The following is a 17309-nucleotide window of genomic DNA, read 5'->3' on the forward strand; positions in this document are numbered from 1 at the left end:
CAGGTCGGCGATCACTCGGACTCGTCGACGAGCGCGAACAGTTCTTCGTCGCTGGCGGCCGCCAGGTCGGCACCGGCCGGTCCGGCACCGGGTTGGACGATCTTGAGCAGGGCGTGGAGCCGTTCGGCGAGATCGGCGGCGTCCCCCACCTCGACCGCCGCCGCCAGGTTCTCGCCGATCCGGTCCAGATCGGCCAGCAGCGCCCGCGCGGCGGCCCGCGGGTCCGGAGCGACGATCCGGTCGAGGTAGGCGGCGAGGGCGCCGACGCTCGGATGGTCGAAGACCACCCCGGCCGGCAGTTGCGTGCCGATCGCGGCACCGATCCGGTTGCGCAGCTCAACCGCGGTCAGCGAGTCCAGGCCGAACTCCTGCAACACCCGGTCCTCGGCCAGGGCCTGCTGATCGGCGTAGCCCAGCACGGCGGCAGCCTGCCCGCGGACCAGGCGCAGCAGGGCGGGACGGCGTTCGGCTGCGGGCAGCGCGCCGAGCCGAGCAGCGGCCGGTTCGCCGGTCCCGGCCGGGTGGGAGCTGGCGGCCGGCATGAGCGCGCGCAGCAGCGGTGGAACGGCACCGGTGGCGCGGACGGCGGCCAGGTCGAGGCCGGTGAGCGCGTACAGCGGCTCGGTGCCGGCGGTCGCCGCGTCGAACATCACCATCGCCGCTTCCGTGGCGACCGGGCGTAGGCCGAGGCGGGCGAGGCGTTGCCGGTCGGCGTCGCCGAGGTGCCCGCTCAGTTCGCTGGTCTGCGCCCACAGCCCCCAGGCGAGGGAGGTGCCGGGCAGTCCGGCGGCGTGGCGGGCGGCGGCGAGGGCGTCCAGGTACGTGTTGCCGGCCGCGTAGGCGGCCTGCCCGGCGGTGCCGAAGAGCCCGGCGACCGAGGAGTAGAGGACGAACGCCTCCAACTCGCGCTCACGGGTCAGCTCGTGCAGGTTCCGGGCGGCGTCGATCTTGGCGGCGAGGACGCGGTTGACCTGCTCGTCGGTCAGCCCGGTCAGCACGCCGTCGGCCACCACGCCGGCGGCGTGCACGACGGCCCGCACCGGGTGGACGGCCAGGACGGCGGCCAGGGCGGCGCGGTCGGTGACGTCGCACGCGGCGAAGGTCACCCGCGCGCCGGCGGCGGTCAGCTCGTCGCGCAGTTCGGCGGCGCCCGGTGCGGTCTCGCCGCGGCGGCTGAGCAGCAACAGGTCGCGGGCGCCGTGCCGGGTGACCAGGTGGCGGGCCAGGATCCGGCCGAGCGTGCCGGTCGCGCCGGTGAGCAGCACGGTTCCGGCCGCCCAGTCGGGCGCCGCGCCCGGTGTGCCGGTGGCCCGGACCAGCCGGGGCACGAGGAGTTGTCCGTCACGTACGGCGAACTGCTGCTCCGTCGTGGGCAGCGCGGGCGGCGACACGGGGTCGTCGTGGTCGACGTCGAGCAGGACGAACCGGCCCGGGTGCTCGGTCTGGGCCGTGCGGATGAGCCCCCACACCCCGGCGTGGACGGGACCGGCCGCCCGGCGGGTGACCACGGCGAGGCGGCGCTCGGCAGTGCTCTCATCGGCCAGCCACCGCCGTACCCGGTGCAGCGTGTCGCGGACGACGTCGCCGGGGTCGGTGCCGGTGACCTCGTACACGTCCACCGTGGTGCCGGGCTCGGAGGCGGCGGGAACCCAGGAGACCGTCAGCAGCGGGTCGTGCGGCATCGCGCCGGCCAGGGGCCGCAGGCTCAGCGCCTCGGCACGCAGCACGGGCGTACCGAACTCGTCGGCGGCGGCGACCGCGACGGTGTCCGGGCCGGTACGGGTCAACCGTACGCGCAGCTTGCGGGCTCCGGTCCGGTACAGCCGCACGCCCGCCCAGCTGAACGGCACGACGGCCGGCCGGTCGTCGGCCGCGACCCCGGGGAGCAGGGCATGCAGGCCGGCGTCGAGCAGGGCGGGGTGCAGCAGAAACCCGGCGTCGTCCTCTTGCTCGACCTCGGCGTACAGGTCGTCACCGGCGGTCCACACCCGACGCAGGCCCTGGAACGCCGGCCCGTACCGGTAGCCGTGTCCGGCGAGCCGCTCGTAGGCGCCGGCCAAGTCGACCTCGGTGGCGGCCGGCGGCCACTCGATCGCGTCGACGGCGGGTTCGTCGTCCTCGCCCGGGGCGAGCGTCGCCGTCGCGTGCGAGGCCCATTCGTCCTGCTCGCCGGCGCGGGCGTGCACCTCGGCGGCGCGGTTCCCACGATCGTCCGGCGCGGCGATCAGCACCTGCAACCGCAGCGTGCCGTCGTCCGGTACCACCAGGGGCGCGGTGACGGTCAGGTCGGCGACTCTCGGGCAGCCGGTCTCGCGGCCGGCGCGCAGCAGCATCTCCAGCACGGCGGTGCCGGGGATCAGGACCGCGTCGCCGACCCGGTGATCGGCGAGCCAACCGGTCGCGGCGGCGCTGCCGGTGAAGACCATGCCGTGCCGGCCGGCCAGCTCGGTGCCGGTGTGCAGCAGCGGGTGGCCGAACCCGCCGTCGGTGTCGGCGGGCGGCGCCGGGAGCCAGTAGCGGTCGGCCTTGAAGCTGTACGTCGGCAGGTCGGTGTGTCGCCCGCCGGGGAACACCGCAGCCGGGTCCCAGGTCGCGCCGTGCAGGCGCAGCTGGGTGAGCCCGGCGGCGATCCCGTGCGGCTCGGGCCGGCCGGGCGGCAGCAGCGCGGCACAGGTGGCGTCCCGGCCCGCCGGCAGGCACTGCTGGACCAGGGCGGCCAGGGTCCCACCCGGGCCGATCTCCAGGTAGCGGCCGACGCCGAGGGCGTCGAGCTGGCGTACGCCGTCGAAAAAGCGCACCGTCTCGCGGATGTGCCGGACCCAGTAGCCCGGCTCGCGCAGCTCGTCCGGGTCGGCGAGTTCCCCGGTCAGGTTGGAGACGATCGGGATGCGCGGCTGGTGGAAGTCCACCTTCGCCAGCGCGGCGAGGAAGTCGTCCAGCACGACGTCCATGTGCGGGGAGTGGAACGCGTGGCTGACCGTCAGCAGCCGGCGGGCGACGCCCTGCTCGTCCCACCACGCGGCGAGGCGGTCGGCCGCCGGAGCGTCGCCGGAGACGACGGTGGCCTGCGGGCCGTTGACCGCGGCGACCGCGAGCGCCTCGTCCAGTCCGAGGCGGCGCACGTCGGCGCGGACCTGCTCCTCACTGGCGCGGGCGGCGATCATCACGCCGCCTTCACGGGCAGCCTGCATGAGCCGGCCGCGGGCGGCCACGACCGCGCAGGCGCCGGGCAGGTCCCACAGACCGGCGACATGGGCGGCGCTCACCTCGCCTATGGAGTGGCCGAGCAGGTAGTCCGGGCGTACGCCGTGGTGCTCGACCAACCGGTAGAGGGCGACCTCAACGGCGAAGAGCGCGGCCTGCGTATACGCGGTCTGATCCAGCAGGGCCGAGTCGGCAGAGCCGGGCTCGGCCCACAGGACCTGGCGCATCGGCCGGGGCAGGTGCGGGTCGAGCAGGTCGCAGATCTCGTCGAAGGCGCGGGCGAATTCGGAACTGGTCTCGTGCAGCTCGCGGCCCATGTCGAGACGCTGGCTGCCCTGCCCGGTGAACAGGAACGCGGTGCGGGCGCCGGTGTCGCGGACGGCACGCGCGGGCAGCACCGCCGGGTGCGGCGTGCCGGTGGCCAGCGCGTCGAGCCCGGCGAGGGGGTCGTCACCGACGACGGCGGCCCGGTACTCCAGCAGGGGCCGGGTGGCGAGGGTGTAGCCGACGTCGACGGGGTCCGTATCCGGATACCGGGTCAGGTGCTCGCTCAACCGGGCCAGCTGACGCCGCAACCCCGGTTCATCACGAGCCGAGAACACCCACGGCACAACCGGCGACCGCCGCCGCGCGACCGGCTCGACCACCGGACCCTGCTCCAAAATGACATGCGCGTTCGTGCCGCTGATTCCAAACGACGACACCGCCGCCCGCCGCGGACGGTCCTCGACAGGCCACGACCGGGCCCGCGACAACAAGCGCACCCCACCGGCATCCCAGTCAACCTCCGACGACGGCGTCTCGCTGTGCAACGAACGCGGCATCACCCCGTACCGCATCGCCTGAACCATCTTGATCACACCACCGACGCCCGCCGCCGCCTGCGCATGACCAATGTTCGACTTCAACGAACCCAGCCACACCCCATCGCGCGAACGACCATAAGTCGCTTGCAACGCCCCGACCTCAATCGGATCACCAAGCCGAGTCCCCGTCCCATGACCCTCCACCACATCAACATCCGCCACCGACAAACCAGCAGCCGCCAACGCCCGACCAATCACCCGCTCCTGCGCAGGAGCACTCGGTGCCGTCAATCCGTTAGACGCGCCATCCTGATTCACCGCCGAACCACGAACCACAGCCAAAACCCGACGACCAGTAGCAACCGCATCCGACAACCGCTGAACCAACAACAACCCCACACCCTCGGCCCAACCCGTACCCCCCGCACCATCAGCGAAAGAACGACACCGCCCATCGACCGCCAGACCACGCTGCCGGGAAAACTCCACAAACGTGTTCGGCGACGACATGACCGTCACCCCACCGACCACCGCCAGATCACACTCACCACGCCCCAACGCCGAAACGCCGAAATGCAAAGCCACCAACGACGACGAACACGCCGTATCAACCGTCACCGCCGGGCCCTCAAAACCAAAGGTGTACGCCACCCGCCCGGACACGACGCTGGAGAGGTTTCCGGTGAGCAGGAAGCCTTCGAACTCCGGTGGGGCGCTGCGGCGGCCGGCCGCGTAGTCGTCGTACATGGCGCCGGTGAAGACGCCGGTGTTCGAGCCGCGCAGCGTCGCCGGGTCGATCCCGGCGTCCTCGAACAGCGCCCAGGTCGTCTCCAGCAGCAGCCGTTGCTGCGGGTCGGTGGCGGTGGCCTCGCGGGGGGACATGCCGAAGAACTCGGCGTCGAAGCGGTCGGCGTCGTACAGGAAACCGCCCTGCCTCGTGATCGACGTCCCCGCGTGGTCCGGATCCGGATCGTACAACGACTCCACATCCCAACCCCGGTTGACCGGAAACTCCCCGACCGCGTCGATCTCCTCGGTCACCAGCCGCCACAACTCTTCCGGCGAGCCCACCCCACCCGGAAACCGGCAGGCCATCCCCACGATCGCGACCGGCTCGTCGGAGACCTTCGCGACCGCCGGAACGACCGGCGCGCTCTCGTCGGCGCCAGCACCGAACTGGGCGCTCAGATGGGCCGCGAGCGCCTCCGGGGTGGGGTGGTCGAAGACCACGGTGGCCGGCAGGCGCAGTCCGGTCGCGGCGCCGAGCTGGTTACGCAGCTCCACGCCGCCCAGGGAGTCCAGGCCGAGTTCACGGAATGCCCGCCGCGGGTCGACCCGGTCGGTGCCGCGGTGTCCCAGGACGGTGGCGGTGGCCGCACGCACCAGCTCCAGCGTCCGGTCCTCGTCGAATTCCACGACCCGGTCATCGTCGAGCGAGACGGCAACCTGCGCGACGGGTCGCGGTTGGTATCGGGCCGGCGCGATCAGGGCCGCGTCGGCGCTGATCGCGGCATCGAACAGGGCGAGACCGTCGGCGGCGCCGAGCGGGGCGAAGCCGGCCCGGCGCCAGCGGGCGAGGTCGTCCTCGCCGAGGCCGGCGCCCATCCCGGCGGTGCCGTCCCACAGCCCCCAGGCCAGCGACAGCGCCGGCATCCCGGCGGCACGCCGGTGGGCGGCGAGCGCGTCCAGGAAGGTGTTCGCGGCCGCGTAGTTGGCCTGCCCGGGTGTGCCGACCAGGCCGGAGACCGAGGAGAAGAGCACGAACAGCGCCGGTGGACGGTCCCGGGTGAGCTCGTGCAGGTGCCAGGCCGCGTCGATCTTCGGACGCAGCACGGTGGTGATCTGCTCGTCGGTGAGGGTGGCGACGGTCGCGTCGGCGAGCACGCCGGCGGTGTGCAGGACACCGGTCAGGGGGTGCTCGGCGGGGATCTCGTCCAGCACGCGGGCGAGTTGGGTACGGTCCGCCGCGTCGGCCGCGACCGCGCGTACCCGGACACCGTGGGCGGCGAGTTCGGTGACCAGCTCGGGCAGCCCGGGGGTGTCCGAGCCGCGGCGGCTGAGCAGCAGCAGGTGGCGTACGCCGTACTCGGCGACCAGATGGCGCGCGAACCGGGCGCCGAGCCCGGCGGTGCCGCCGACGATGAGCACCGTCCCCGCCGGGTCGAGCCGCCCGCTCACGGCGCCGGCCGGCGCCGCCGGGACGAGCCGGGGCGCGAGCAGCTTTCCGCCCCGGACGGCGACCTGCGGTTCGCCGGTGGTCAGGGCCCGGCGCAGCTGGAGGTCGTCGGCCGCCTCGTCCAGGTCGACCAGCACGACCCGGCCGGGATGCTCGCTCTGCACCGAGCGCACCAGGCCCCACGCCGTGGCGGCACCGAGACCGGTGACGTCCTCGCCGGGCAACACCTGCACGGCGTTGCGGGTGACGACGGCGAGCCGCTCGTCGCCGGGCAGCCGCCCGCGGATCAGCCGGGCCAGGTCGAGGGCCGTGGTGTGTGCCTGTCCGGGCAGCTCACCGGGCGCGTCGATGGGCACGACGGTCAGGATCGGCGGCGAGGTCCCGGCGCTGACCTCGACCCAGTCGATGGTGTGCAGGCGAGCGTCGGTGGCGGTCACCGGTCGTACGGTGACGGCGTCGACCGTGGCCACCGGCGACCCGTCGGCGGCCACGAGCCGCAACCCGGCCGCGTCCGTCCCCGCCGGGGTGAGCCGGACCCGCGCCGTGGCCGCGCCGTGCCGCGCGACCTGCAGACCGGCGATCACGAACGGCAGGTCGATGGTGTCCGCGTCGCCGGTTCGCCGGGACAGGAGCTGCCAGACCAGGGCGTGCAGCGCCGAGTCGAGCAGCACCGGGTGCAGGCCGTAGCCGGCGGCGGTGTCGCGCAGCCCGTCCGGCAGGCCGACCTCGGCGTAGACACCGTCGCTGTTGTGCCAGAGACCGCGCAGCCCGCGAAAGGCCGGACCGTAGTGGTAACCGGCGTCGGCGAGGCGGGCGTAGACGTCGGCGATCGGTACCGCGGTCGAGCCCGGCGGCGGCCACGCCCCGGCCGGTCCGGCCCGCTCCGGCACGGCCGGGGTGAGCAGGCCGGTGGCATGCCGGCTCCACTGCTCCCCGCCGGTGTCCGCCGCGGCGTGCACGGTGAACGCGCGGCTGCCGTCGCCGGCCGGGGCGGCGACGGTGATCTGCACGCGCACCGGCGCGTCCAGCCGCAGCGGTGCCTCCAGCGTCAGCTCCGCGACGCGCGGGGCGCCACACGTCAGTCCGGCGCTCAGTACCAGCTCGGCGAAGGCCGCCGCGGGCAGCAGCGCCCCCGATCCGACGACGTGGTCGGCCAGCCACGGCTGCTCGTCCGTCGACAGCCGGCCGGACAGCACGACCTCGTCCCGTCCGGCGATGCTGGTGCGGGCGCCCAGCAGCGGATGCCCGGCGGGCATCAGGCCGAGGGTGCGCACGTCGCCGCCACCCTGCGGCGCCAGCCAGAAGCGTTCCCGCTGGAACGGGTAGGTGGGCAGATCGGCGCGCGCGTCACCGGGGGCGAGCAGGTCGAGATCGACCGGTACGCCGTGGACGTGCGCCCGGGACAGCGCCCCGGCCACCGACCGGGTGTCGGAGTGCCCGCGACGCAGCGCCGCGATCGCCGTCACGTCCGGCGGCAGCGTCCGCGCGGCGAGCGGTGCGAGCACCGCGTCCGGACCCACTTCGACCAGCAGCCCGGCACCGGCCTCGACGAGCGCGGTCACCGCGTCGGCGAAGCGGACCGTCTCGCGGATCTGCCGGGTCCAGTACTCCGCCGTGGCGATCTCCTCCCCGGCGAGCCGCCCGGTGACCGTGGAGATCAGCGGCAGCCGGGGCCGGTGGTAGGTGACCTGCTCGGCGACGGTCCGGAACTCGTCCAGCGCCCCGTCCATGTGCGCCGAGTGGAAGGCGTGGCTGACGATCAGCGTCCGGGTGCGGCGGCCGCGCGCGGCCCAGCGCTCGGCCAGCGCGGTCACCGCGTCGACGTCGCCGGAGACCACCACGGCGTCGGGGGCGTTGACGGCCGCGAGGCTCACCTCGGCGCTCAGTTCCGGCTCGACCTCGGCGGCACCAGCCTCGATGGCCGCCATGGCACCACCCGCGCGGGCGTCGCGCATGGCACGGCCGCGGGCGGTGACCAGGCGGGCCGCGTCGGGCAGCGAGTACACCCCGGCCAGGTACGCGGCGGCCAGCTCACCGATCGAGTGCCCGGCGAGCAGGCCGGCCCGCAGCCCGTGGTGCTCCAGCAGCCGGGCCACGGCGACCTCGACGGCGAACAGGGCGGGCTGGGTCCAATCCGTCCGGTCGATGTCCACCCCGGCGTGCACGACCTCGCGCAGCGGCCGGTCCAGATGCGGTGCGAAGGCGTCGCACACCTCGTCGAAGGCGGCCGCGAAGACCGGGTCGGCCTCGTACAGCTCGCGGCTCATGCCGGGGTACTGCGCGCCCTGCCCGGTGCAGAGCAGCGCCGTCGGCGCGGACACCCGCGCCTCGCCGGTGACGACGTCCGGATGCGCGCTTCCCGCGGCCACGGCCGCAAGCCCGCCGAGCAGGGCCTCGAGGTCGGTGCCGAGGACGACGGCGCGCCGTTCGAAGGCGGTCCGTCCGGTGGCGAGCGTCCGCGCGACCGCGGTCGGGTCGGTCTCCGGCGCGGCGCTCAGCCGCTCGTGCAGGCGGCGGGCCTGCTCGGTCAGGGCGGCACCGGTGCGCCCGGAGACGGCCCAGGCAAGCGGGTACGGACCGGCCGGCGCGGGAGCGCCCGGCCCCGGATCGTCGCCCTCCTCGAGGACGACGTGCGCGTTGGTGCCGCTGACCCCGAACGACGACACTGCGGCGCGACGTGGCCGGTCGCCGCGCGGCCATTCCCGGTCCCCGGTCAGCAGGCGAACCCCGCCGGCGTTCCAGTCGACATGGTCGGTGGGCCGGTCCACGTGCAGGGTTCGCGGCAGGCGCTGGTGCCGCATCGCCTGCACCATCTTGATGACTCCGCCGACACCGGCGGCCGCCTGGGTGTGGCCGATGTTCGACTTCAGCGAGCCGAGCCACACCGGATGGCCGGCCTGCCCGTACGTGGCCCGCAGCGCGTCTGCCTCGATCGGGTCGCCGAGGCGGGTGCCGGTGCCGTGCGCCTCCACGGCGTCGACAGCGGTCGCGTCCAGGCGGCCGTCGGTGAGCGCGTCGCGGATCACCCGCTCCTGGGCCGGGCCGCTGGGGGCGGTCAGGCCGTTGGACGCGCCGTCGGAGTTGACCGCGCTGCCCCGGATCACGGCGAGGACCCGGTGACCGTGGCGGCGCGCGTCGGCGAGCCGCTCGATGAGCAGCAGGCCGGCACCCTCGGCCCACGAGGTGCCGTCGGCGGCCGCGGCGAACGACTTGCTGCGGCCGTCGGGCGCCAGTCCCCGCTGCCGGGAGAACTCGACGAACATGCCGGGGCCGGACATCACCGCGACGCCGCCCGCGAAGGCGAGGGTGGATTCGCCGGACCGTACCGAACGCACCGCCAGGTGCAGCGCGACCAGCGACGACGAGCAAGCGGTGTCCACCGTGACCGCCGGGCCGTGCAGGCCCAGCTGGTAGGCGATGCGCCCGGACATCACGCTGGCGGTGGTGCCGGTCAGCACGTGCCCGTCGACCTCCGAGCCGGCGGTGTGCATGCGCGGTCCGTAGTCGAGGTGGGTGCCGCCGACGTACACGCCGGTACGGGTCCCGCGCAGCGAGCGCGGGTCGAGCCCGGCGCGTTCGGCCGCCTCCCACGCGGTCTCCAGCAGCAGCCGCTGCTGCGGGTCCATGGCGAGCGCTTCCCGCGGTGAGATGCCGAAGAAGTCGGCGTCGAACAGCGCCGCGTCGTAGAGGAAGCCGCCCTGGTCGACGTAGCTGCGGCCGGGCCGGTCGGGGTCGGGGTCGTGCAGGTGGGCGTCCCAGCCGCGGTCGGTCGGGAACGCGCCGACCGCGTCAACGCCGTCGGCGACCAGCCGCCACAGGTCCTCGGGGGAGGCGACGCCGCCCGGGTAGCGGCAGGCCATGCCGATGATGGCGACGGCACCGTCGTCGCCGGTCCCCTCGGCCGTCACGGCCGCCGTGCCACCGGAGTCGGCGCCGGTGCCCCCGGCCAACGCAGCCGCCGTGCCACCGGAGTCGGCGCCGGCTTCGGCCAGGTGGGTCACCAGGTCGCCGATGGTCGGCCGGTCGTAGATCAGTGCCGCGGGCAGCGACCGTCCGGTCGCGGCGGCCAGGGCGTCGCGCAGCTCGACGCCCATCAGCGAGTCGAAGCCGAGGTCGCGGAAGGTGGCGTTCGGATCGAGCCGCTGTCCCGGCGCGATGCCGAGCACGGCTGCGGCGTGCTCGTGGACCAGGGACGCCAGGTCGGTGGTCGCCGGGTGCCGCGGCGCGGCTTCGACCGGCGCGGTGCTCACGGTGTCGAACCAGTGCCGGCGTCGCTGGAACGCGTACGGCGGGAGCTCGGCTCGCGGGCCGGGGCCGCAGGCGGCCGCCCAGTCCACCGGCACGCCCCGCACGAACGCCTGGGCAATCGCGGTGGTGAAGGTCCGTGGTTCGTTCCGGTTCGCCCGCAGCAGCGGTACGGCGGACGCGCCGCCCGCCTCGGGCAGGGCCGCCGCGATCAGCGCACTGCACACCCCGTCCGGGCCCAGCTCCAGGTAGGTAGCGACGTGCTCGGCCGCCAGCGCCCGGATCGCGTCGTGGAAGCGCACCGGCCGGCGAACCTGCGTGCTCCAGTAGCCGGGGTCGGTGGCCTCGTCGTCGCGCAACGCCCGCCCGTGAACGGTGGAGATCAACGAAATCCGGGGCGGGCGCGGATCCAGCCCGGCCACGACGGCGTGGAACTCCTGGAGCATCGGCTCCATCAGCGCCGAGTGGAAGGCGTGGCTGACGCTCAGACGGCGGGTGCGGTGCCCGGCGGCCCGGAACGCCTCGGCGAGTTCCAGGACGGCCGGTTCCGGGCCGGAGATGACCACGGCGGCCGGCCCGTTGATCGCCGCGAGGTCCACGCCGGCGGTCAGGCGCGGGCGCACCTCGTCCTCGGTGGCCTCGACGGCGACCATCGCGCCGCCGGCCGGCAGGGCCTGCATGAGCCGCCCCCGGGCGGTGACCAGGGTCGCTGCGTCGGCCAGGGTGAACACGCCGGCGACGTGCGCGGCGGCGATCTCGCCGATGGAGTGTCCGGTCACGTGATCGAAGCGCACTCCCCAGGACTCGGCGAGTCGGTAGAGGGCGACCTCGACGGCGAACAGCGCCGGCTGGGTGAATCCGGTGTCGTCGAGGCCGTCCCCGGAGACGATCACGTCGGTCAGCGGCCGGGGCAGCAACCGGTCCAGGTGGGTGGCGATCTCGTCGAATGCCTCGGCGAAGCGCGGGAACGCCGCGTACAGCTGCCGTCCCATGCCGGCGCGCTGGCTGCCCTGGCCGCTGAAGACCGCCGCCACGGGTCCGGGCGCGACGGCTCCGGTGATCAGATTCGGCGCTGGGCGGCCGGCAGCCGCCGCGTCGAGAGCGGCCGGGTCGGCGTCGAGGATGACCGCGCGGTGGTCGAAGACCGTACGGGTGCCGGCGAGCGCCCGGGCGACGTCCGCGGGTGGCGCCGGGTCGTCCCGGTTCAGCCAGTCACGCAGCCGGGCCGCCTGCGCGCGCAGCGCGTCCTCGCGCGCGGTGACCACCCAGGGCAGCACCGGCGGGACCGGGCCCTCGGGCTGCTCGGGGGTCGCGGGCGCCTCGGCCAGGACGACGTGGCAGTTGACGCCGCCCATGCCGAACGAGCTGACGCCGCCGACCAGCGGTCGGGTCGGGTCCGGCCACGGGCCGCGTCGCTGCTGGACTTCGAGGCCGAGCTCGGCGAACGGGATGTCGGGGTTCGGCACGCTGAAGTTGCGGCTGGCCGGCAGCTCTCGGTGGGAGAGCGCGAGCAGGACCTTGAGCAGTCCGACGACGCCGGCCGCGGCCTCCAGGTGGCCGACGTTGGTCTTCGCCGAGCCGATCCGCAGCGCCTGCGCGGCGGGGCGCCCGACGCCCAGGGCGGCACCAAGCGCCTGGGCCTCGATCGGGTCGCCGAGCCGGGTTCCGGTGCCGTGCGCCTCGACGTACTGCACCTGGTGCGGGTCGGTGCCGGCCCGGCGGTACGCCGCGCGCAGCAGGTCGGCCTGCGCGTCGGCACGGGGGACGGTCAGCGCCGGCGCCGCGCCGCCGTGGTTGACGGCGCTGCCCCGGATGACGCCGTAGACGCGGTCGCCGTCGGCCCGCGCCTTCGTCAGGGGCTTGAGCACGACCAGCGCGGCGCCCTCGCCGGGGGCGAAGCCGTTGGCCCGGGCGTCGAAGGCGTAGCTCTCGCCATCCGGGGAGAGCGCGCCGAAGCGCCGTTCGGTGACGTGGTCGCCGAGCAGCGCCAGGTTGATCCCGGCGGCGAGGGCGAGGTCGGCCTCGCCGGTGCGCAGGCTCTCGCCGGCCAAGTGCACGGCGACCAGTGAGGAGGCCTGCGCGGCGTCCACGGTGAGGCTGGGTCCGCGCAGGTCAAGGAAGTAGGAGACCCTGTTGGCGATGATTCCGCGGCTGAGCCCGGTCATCGAGTGCTGGGTGACGGCCTGCTCGCCGTGCCGGCGCACCAGGTGGGCGTAGTCGTCGCGCAGCGCGCCGACGTAGACGGCGGTGCGGCTGCCGGCGAGGGTGGCCGGGATGATGCCGGCGTCCTCGAGGCCCTCCCAGGCCAGTTCGAGCAGCAGGCGCTGCTGCGGGTCGACGGCGGCCGCTTCGCGGGGCGAGATGCCGAAGAACGCGGCGTCGAAATCGCCGGTGCCGTCGAGGCGGCCCGCCCGCGTGCCGTCGGCGCCGGTGCGCAGGCCGCTGCCACCGGCGGCGAGCAACTCCCAGAACGCACCGGGCTCGGAGGCGCCGGGCAGCCGGCACGCCATACCGACGACTGCGATCTCGTTCATCATCCGCCTTCCGGGTGGACCTGGGGATCTCCCACCCTTCCGGCCCTTCCTCAGCAGGCGGTAATGATGTGGTAACCCAAAGTGGATGAGTGCTCCGTTGCCCGGCGGTGGGGTCGGCAACGACCGCGCCCGGTTAGCGTCGGCCACCGATGACTTCGGACACCAAACGGAGGGAGCACGCCATGACCGTCACACACGAGCAGCTGGTCGACGCCGCGCGCGAGCACGGGGAGCGATACGTCGAGGCGTTCAACTCGGGAGACGTCGACACGATCAACGCGATGTACACGGAGGACGCGATCTCGGTCTGGGAGCCGGGCAACCCGCAGACCGGTCAGGCCCGGCGCGACTCGCTCGCGGAGTTCATCAGCCAGAAGCCGCAGATGCGCGCGACGCTGCGCGAGTCGCACGTCACCGGCGACACCGCGTTGCTGGTGGTGGACTGGGCGATCGACGTGGAGACGCCGGAGGGTGCACAGCAGCTGGAGGGCGTGGGCCTGGACGTGCTGCGCCTGGGCGCCGACGGCCAGTGGCGGTTCGCCGTCGACAACCCGTTCGGGCAGAGCCCGGCGAACTGAGTGCACGACGCGGAAGGTCCGTCCCGGGGGGTGCCCGGGGCGGACCTTCCGCGTCGAAGGGCGCCGGTCAGACGGCGGCCGGTACGCCGAGGCGCACCGGGACGACCTCGTGCCCGTTGGAGACGAACGACTCCACCGTCGGCAGTTTCTCCACCGGCTCGGCGAGCCGCAGGTCCGGGAAACGCTCGAAGAGCGCGGGCAGCGCCACCGATGCCTCCAGCCGGGCCAGCGGCGCCCCCACGCAGTGGTGCACGCCGTGGCCGAACGAGATGTGACTGCCCCGCTCGGGGCGGCTGATGTCGAACACGGACGCGTTGTCGCCGAAGACCTTCGGGTCGCGGCCCGAGGCGGCGAAGTTGACGAGGATGGCGTCGCCCTTGGCGATCGTCACGTCACCCAGGTCGATGTCCTCGACGGCGAAGCGCAGCGGCAGGCTGCCCAGCGGGGACTGCACCCGCAGCGTCTCCTCCACCACGTCCGACCAGGTCGCGGCGCCGCTGCGGACCAGCGCCAGCTGCTCGGGATGGGTGAGCAGCAGGACCGCCGCGTGATCGAGCAGGTTGACGGTGGTCTCGTGGCCGGCGGTGTACATCAGGAAGATGGTGTCGATCAGCTCGCGCTCGGTGAGGCCGACGCCGCCCTCGTCGCGGACCGAGACCAGGCCGCTGGCCAGATCGTCGCCGGGCGTGGTCCGCTTCAGTTCGATGAACCCGACGGCCAGCTCGTAGAGGGCCGCCTCGTTGGCGCGGGCCTCTTCCTCGCTGGCCGAGGTCTGGAAGATCGCCTGCATCCGCTCCAGCAGGTCGTCGCGCATGCCGGCGGGAATGCCCAGCAGTTCGGAGATGATCAGGGTGGGCAGCGGGAAGGCGAAGTTCGCCCGCAGGTCGACCACGTCGTGCGGGCCGGCGGTGGCCATTCCGTCGAGCAGCGCCGCGGTGACCTCCTCGATCCGGGGCCGCAGCGCGGCGGTACGCCGGGCGGTGAAGGCCTTGGCGACCAGCTTGCGCAACCGGGTGTGCTCCTCGCCGTACGCGGTGATCATGTTGTGATCCTGGACCCAGATGGCCAGCGGCCAGGAGCGCGCCAGCTCGCCCTCGCCGTTCTCCCAGGCCGGCCAGTGCCGGTACGCGTCGCGGGAGACCCGGTCGTCGGTGAGCAGGCGCTTGATCAGCGCGTGACCGGTGATCGACCACGCGGGGACCTCACCGGGCAGTTCGATGCGGGTGGCCTCGCCGCGCTCGCGCAGCGCGGCCGCCTCACCGTGAATGTCCGAGCCGGCCGGATCGATGGCGTACGGGCATTGGGATTGCTTCGCTTCGGCTTCCATGGGACACCCCGAATCCTGGCGATGAATTGTCACCGGCCACGGTAGGCACGGACTCGTCATCAAACGCTCACGCACCGGTCTATCCACCACACTTACTTCCAGGTAAGTACGGACATACGAGTCCCTACTTGTGTCTCGACATTCCCTGCGGAAGCCTGGCAGCACACCGGGTTTCGGAAACGATGGCGTGCGCCTCGGCGTGGGCTGGCTGGAGACAAGTCATTGAGCAGCTACACGGGTAAGAAGGCAGTGATCACCGGTGGCACGATCGGCATGGGTCTGGCTACCGCGAAGGCACTGATCGACGGCGGTGGCGAGGTCCTGGTCACCGGCCGCAACGAGAAGAACCTCGCCGCCGCGCAGACCGAGCTCGGCGACGCCGCGCGCGTGGTGCGCTCGGACACCGCCGTGCTCGCCGACATCGAGCAGCTCGGCGAGACCGTGGAGAAGGAGTTCGGCCAGATCGACCTGCTCTTCGTGAACGCGGGCTTCGCCCAGCCCGGCCCGTTCGGGCACGTCACCGAAGAGCTGTATGACAACACCTTCAACGTCAACGCCAAGGGCGCGTTCTTCACCGCCCAGCGCCTCGCACCGCTGATCAAGGACGGCGGCGCGATCATCTTCACCACCTCGGTCGCCAACGACTCCGGCAACCCCGGCATGGGCCCGTACGCCGGCTCCAAGGCCGCCGTCCGCGCGTTCACCAAGGTCATCGCCGCCGAGCTGCTGCCCCGCAACATCCGGGTCAACAGCCTCAGCCCCGGCTTCATCCACACCCCGACCGCGGGCATCACCGGCGCCACGCCCGAGCTGCTGGCCGTCTTCGAGAAGGTCGGCGACACCATCACCCCGATGCGCCGGCACGGCTCCTCCGAAGAGGTCGCCCGCGCCGTGCTCTTCCTCGCCTTCGACGCCACCTTCACCACGGGCGCCGAGCTCAACGTCGACGGCGGTCTCGGCCAGCGCCTCAACCGCCAGCAGTAACCCCTAATCCGTCGCTGCGAGGCGACGCTGCGCCTTCACCCTGGCGCAGCGTCGCTTTTGCGCGTTGTCGCCCAACGGCACTCACCGGCCGGTAACCGGCGACTCACCGCGTTAGCCGTGAAGCCGCGGTTACCCCGCCATGACCAGGTTCACGTTGTTGTCTGCCACGATTCCTGCGTTCCTTCCGGACGTGTGCAGCGTCGAGCCGACAAGGAGACGGAATGACTACTCGGGAAAATGGCGTCGAGGCCGTGCTGAGCGCCGTACGCAAAGTGGTTCCGCAGTTGCGGGAAAACGGCCTGGAAGCCGAGGACCGACGCTGGCTGCCCGACGAGAACCTGCGTCTTCTCGAGGATGCCGGCGTATTCCGGATGGCCACTCCCGACTACCTCGGCGGCCTGGGCTTCTCGGTGGCCGAGCAGGCCGCCGTGCTGTCCGAGATCGCCCGCGGCGACGTGTCGACGAGCTGGATCGCCAGCGTCTGGGTCTCCAGCGCGTGGATGGCCACGCTGTTCCCGGAGGAGATCCAGAAAGAGGTCTTCGCGACGCCCTCGGTGCGCATCTCCGGCGGCTTCACGCCCTCCGGCGTGCTGACGGCGACCGACGGCGGCTACACGCTCAACGGGTCGTGGAAGTTCAACTCCGGCTGCCGCGGCGCGCACTGGAACATCGCCACCTCGCTGATCGAGCACCCCGACGGCCGGTACGAGGACGCCATCGCGATGGTGCCGATGAGCGATTTCAGCATCGCCGACGACTGGAACACCTCGTCGGTCGCGGCGACCGGTAGCTGCACCTCCACCGCCGAGAACGTCTTCGTACCGGCGCACCGGGTGATCCCCGGCGACGCGGCGGCCTTCGAGGCCGCGCTTGCCGAGCTGCCCGCCGACTGGCAGCCGACCGGCCGCGAGTACGGGCTCTACAGCTTCATCATCGCGCAGGGCGTGGCGACCCTGATCGGCGCGGCCCGCGGCGCCCTGGACGCGTTCCTGGACCGGCTGCCCGGCCGGGGCATCACCTACACCCCGTGGACCGAGCAGAAGCTGCACCCGCTGACCCAGATCCAGGTGGCCACCGCCGACGCGAAGATCGCCGCCGCCGAGGCGTTGATGGGCCGGGTGTACGAGACCCTGCAGCGCCGGGCCGACGCGGGCGAGCTGCCCACCCTGCAGGAGAAGGCGGCCACCCGGGGCCACAGCGCGTACGCGGTCGAGCTGGCCAAGGAGGCGGTCGCCATCCTCTTCAACGCCAGCGGCGCGACCGCCATCCAGCGGGCCGTGCCGATCCAGCGGTTCCACCGCGACATCCAGGGCCTGGCCCTGCACGGCATGATCCTGCTCAACTCCAGCCTTGAGGTCCACGGCCGCGTTCTGCTCGGCCTGGACCCGGAGACGCCGCTGCTCTGAGGAGCCGGCCGTTACACCCCGTCCCGCCACGCCGGGCGCGGAACGTCTC

At 73.4% G+C, this 17309-nt stretch carries 5 protein-coding genes; 3 read left to right on the forward strand and 2 right to left on the reverse strand.

The window, feature by feature from the left end:
• Nucleotides 1-11: 11 nt before the first annotated feature.
• Nucleotides 12-12968 (reverse strand): type I polyketide synthase, encoded by a 12957-nt coding sequence (locus AB0B14_RS24980; protein ID WP_357524502.1) that lies wholly within the window; start codon nt 12966-12968, stop codon nt 12-14.
• A gap of 179 nt (nt 12969-13147) precedes the next feature.
• Here AB0B14_RS24980 and AB0B14_RS24985 point away from each other — a divergent pair, with 179 nt between their 5' ends.
• Entirely contained in the window at nt 13148-13543 is a 396-nt protein-coding gene (locus AB0B14_RS24985; protein ID WP_357074553.1) for a nuclear transport factor 2 family protein, read from the forward strand.
• 67 nt (nt 13544-13610) lie between these two features.
• Here the strand turns inward: AB0B14_RS24985 and AB0B14_RS24990 are convergent, their stop codons facing one another.
• Nucleotides 13611-14870, reverse strand: a complete 1260-nt coding sequence (locus AB0B14_RS24990) for a cytochrome P450 (RefSeq protein WP_357074551.1) — start codon at nt 14868-14870, stop codon at nt 13611-13613.
• A 222-nt stretch (nt 14871-15092) separates the two neighbouring features.
• Here AB0B14_RS24990 and AB0B14_RS24995 point away from each other — a divergent pair, with 222 nt between their 5' ends.
• Together AB0B14_RS24995 and AB0B14_RS25000 are read left to right on the forward strand one after the other, a co-directional pair.
• A complete protein-coding gene (locus AB0B14_RS24995) occupies nt 15093-15854 on the forward strand; it encodes an SDR family oxidoreductase (protein ID WP_357074548.1) in 762 nt (253 codons plus the stop codon).
• 221 nt (nt 15855-16075) lie between these two features.
• A complete protein-coding gene (locus AB0B14_RS25000; RefSeq protein ID WP_357524504.1) occupies nt 16076-17260 on the forward strand; it encodes an acyl-CoA dehydrogenase family protein in 1185 nt (394 codons plus the stop codon).
• The last annotated feature ends 49 nt before the right edge of the window (nt 17261-17309 follow it).

It is taken from the genome of Micromonospora sp. NPDC049171, from assembly GCF_040648275.1.
Taxonomy (GTDB): Bacteria; Actinomycetota; Actinomycetes; order Mycobacteriales; family Micromonosporaceae; genus Micromonospora.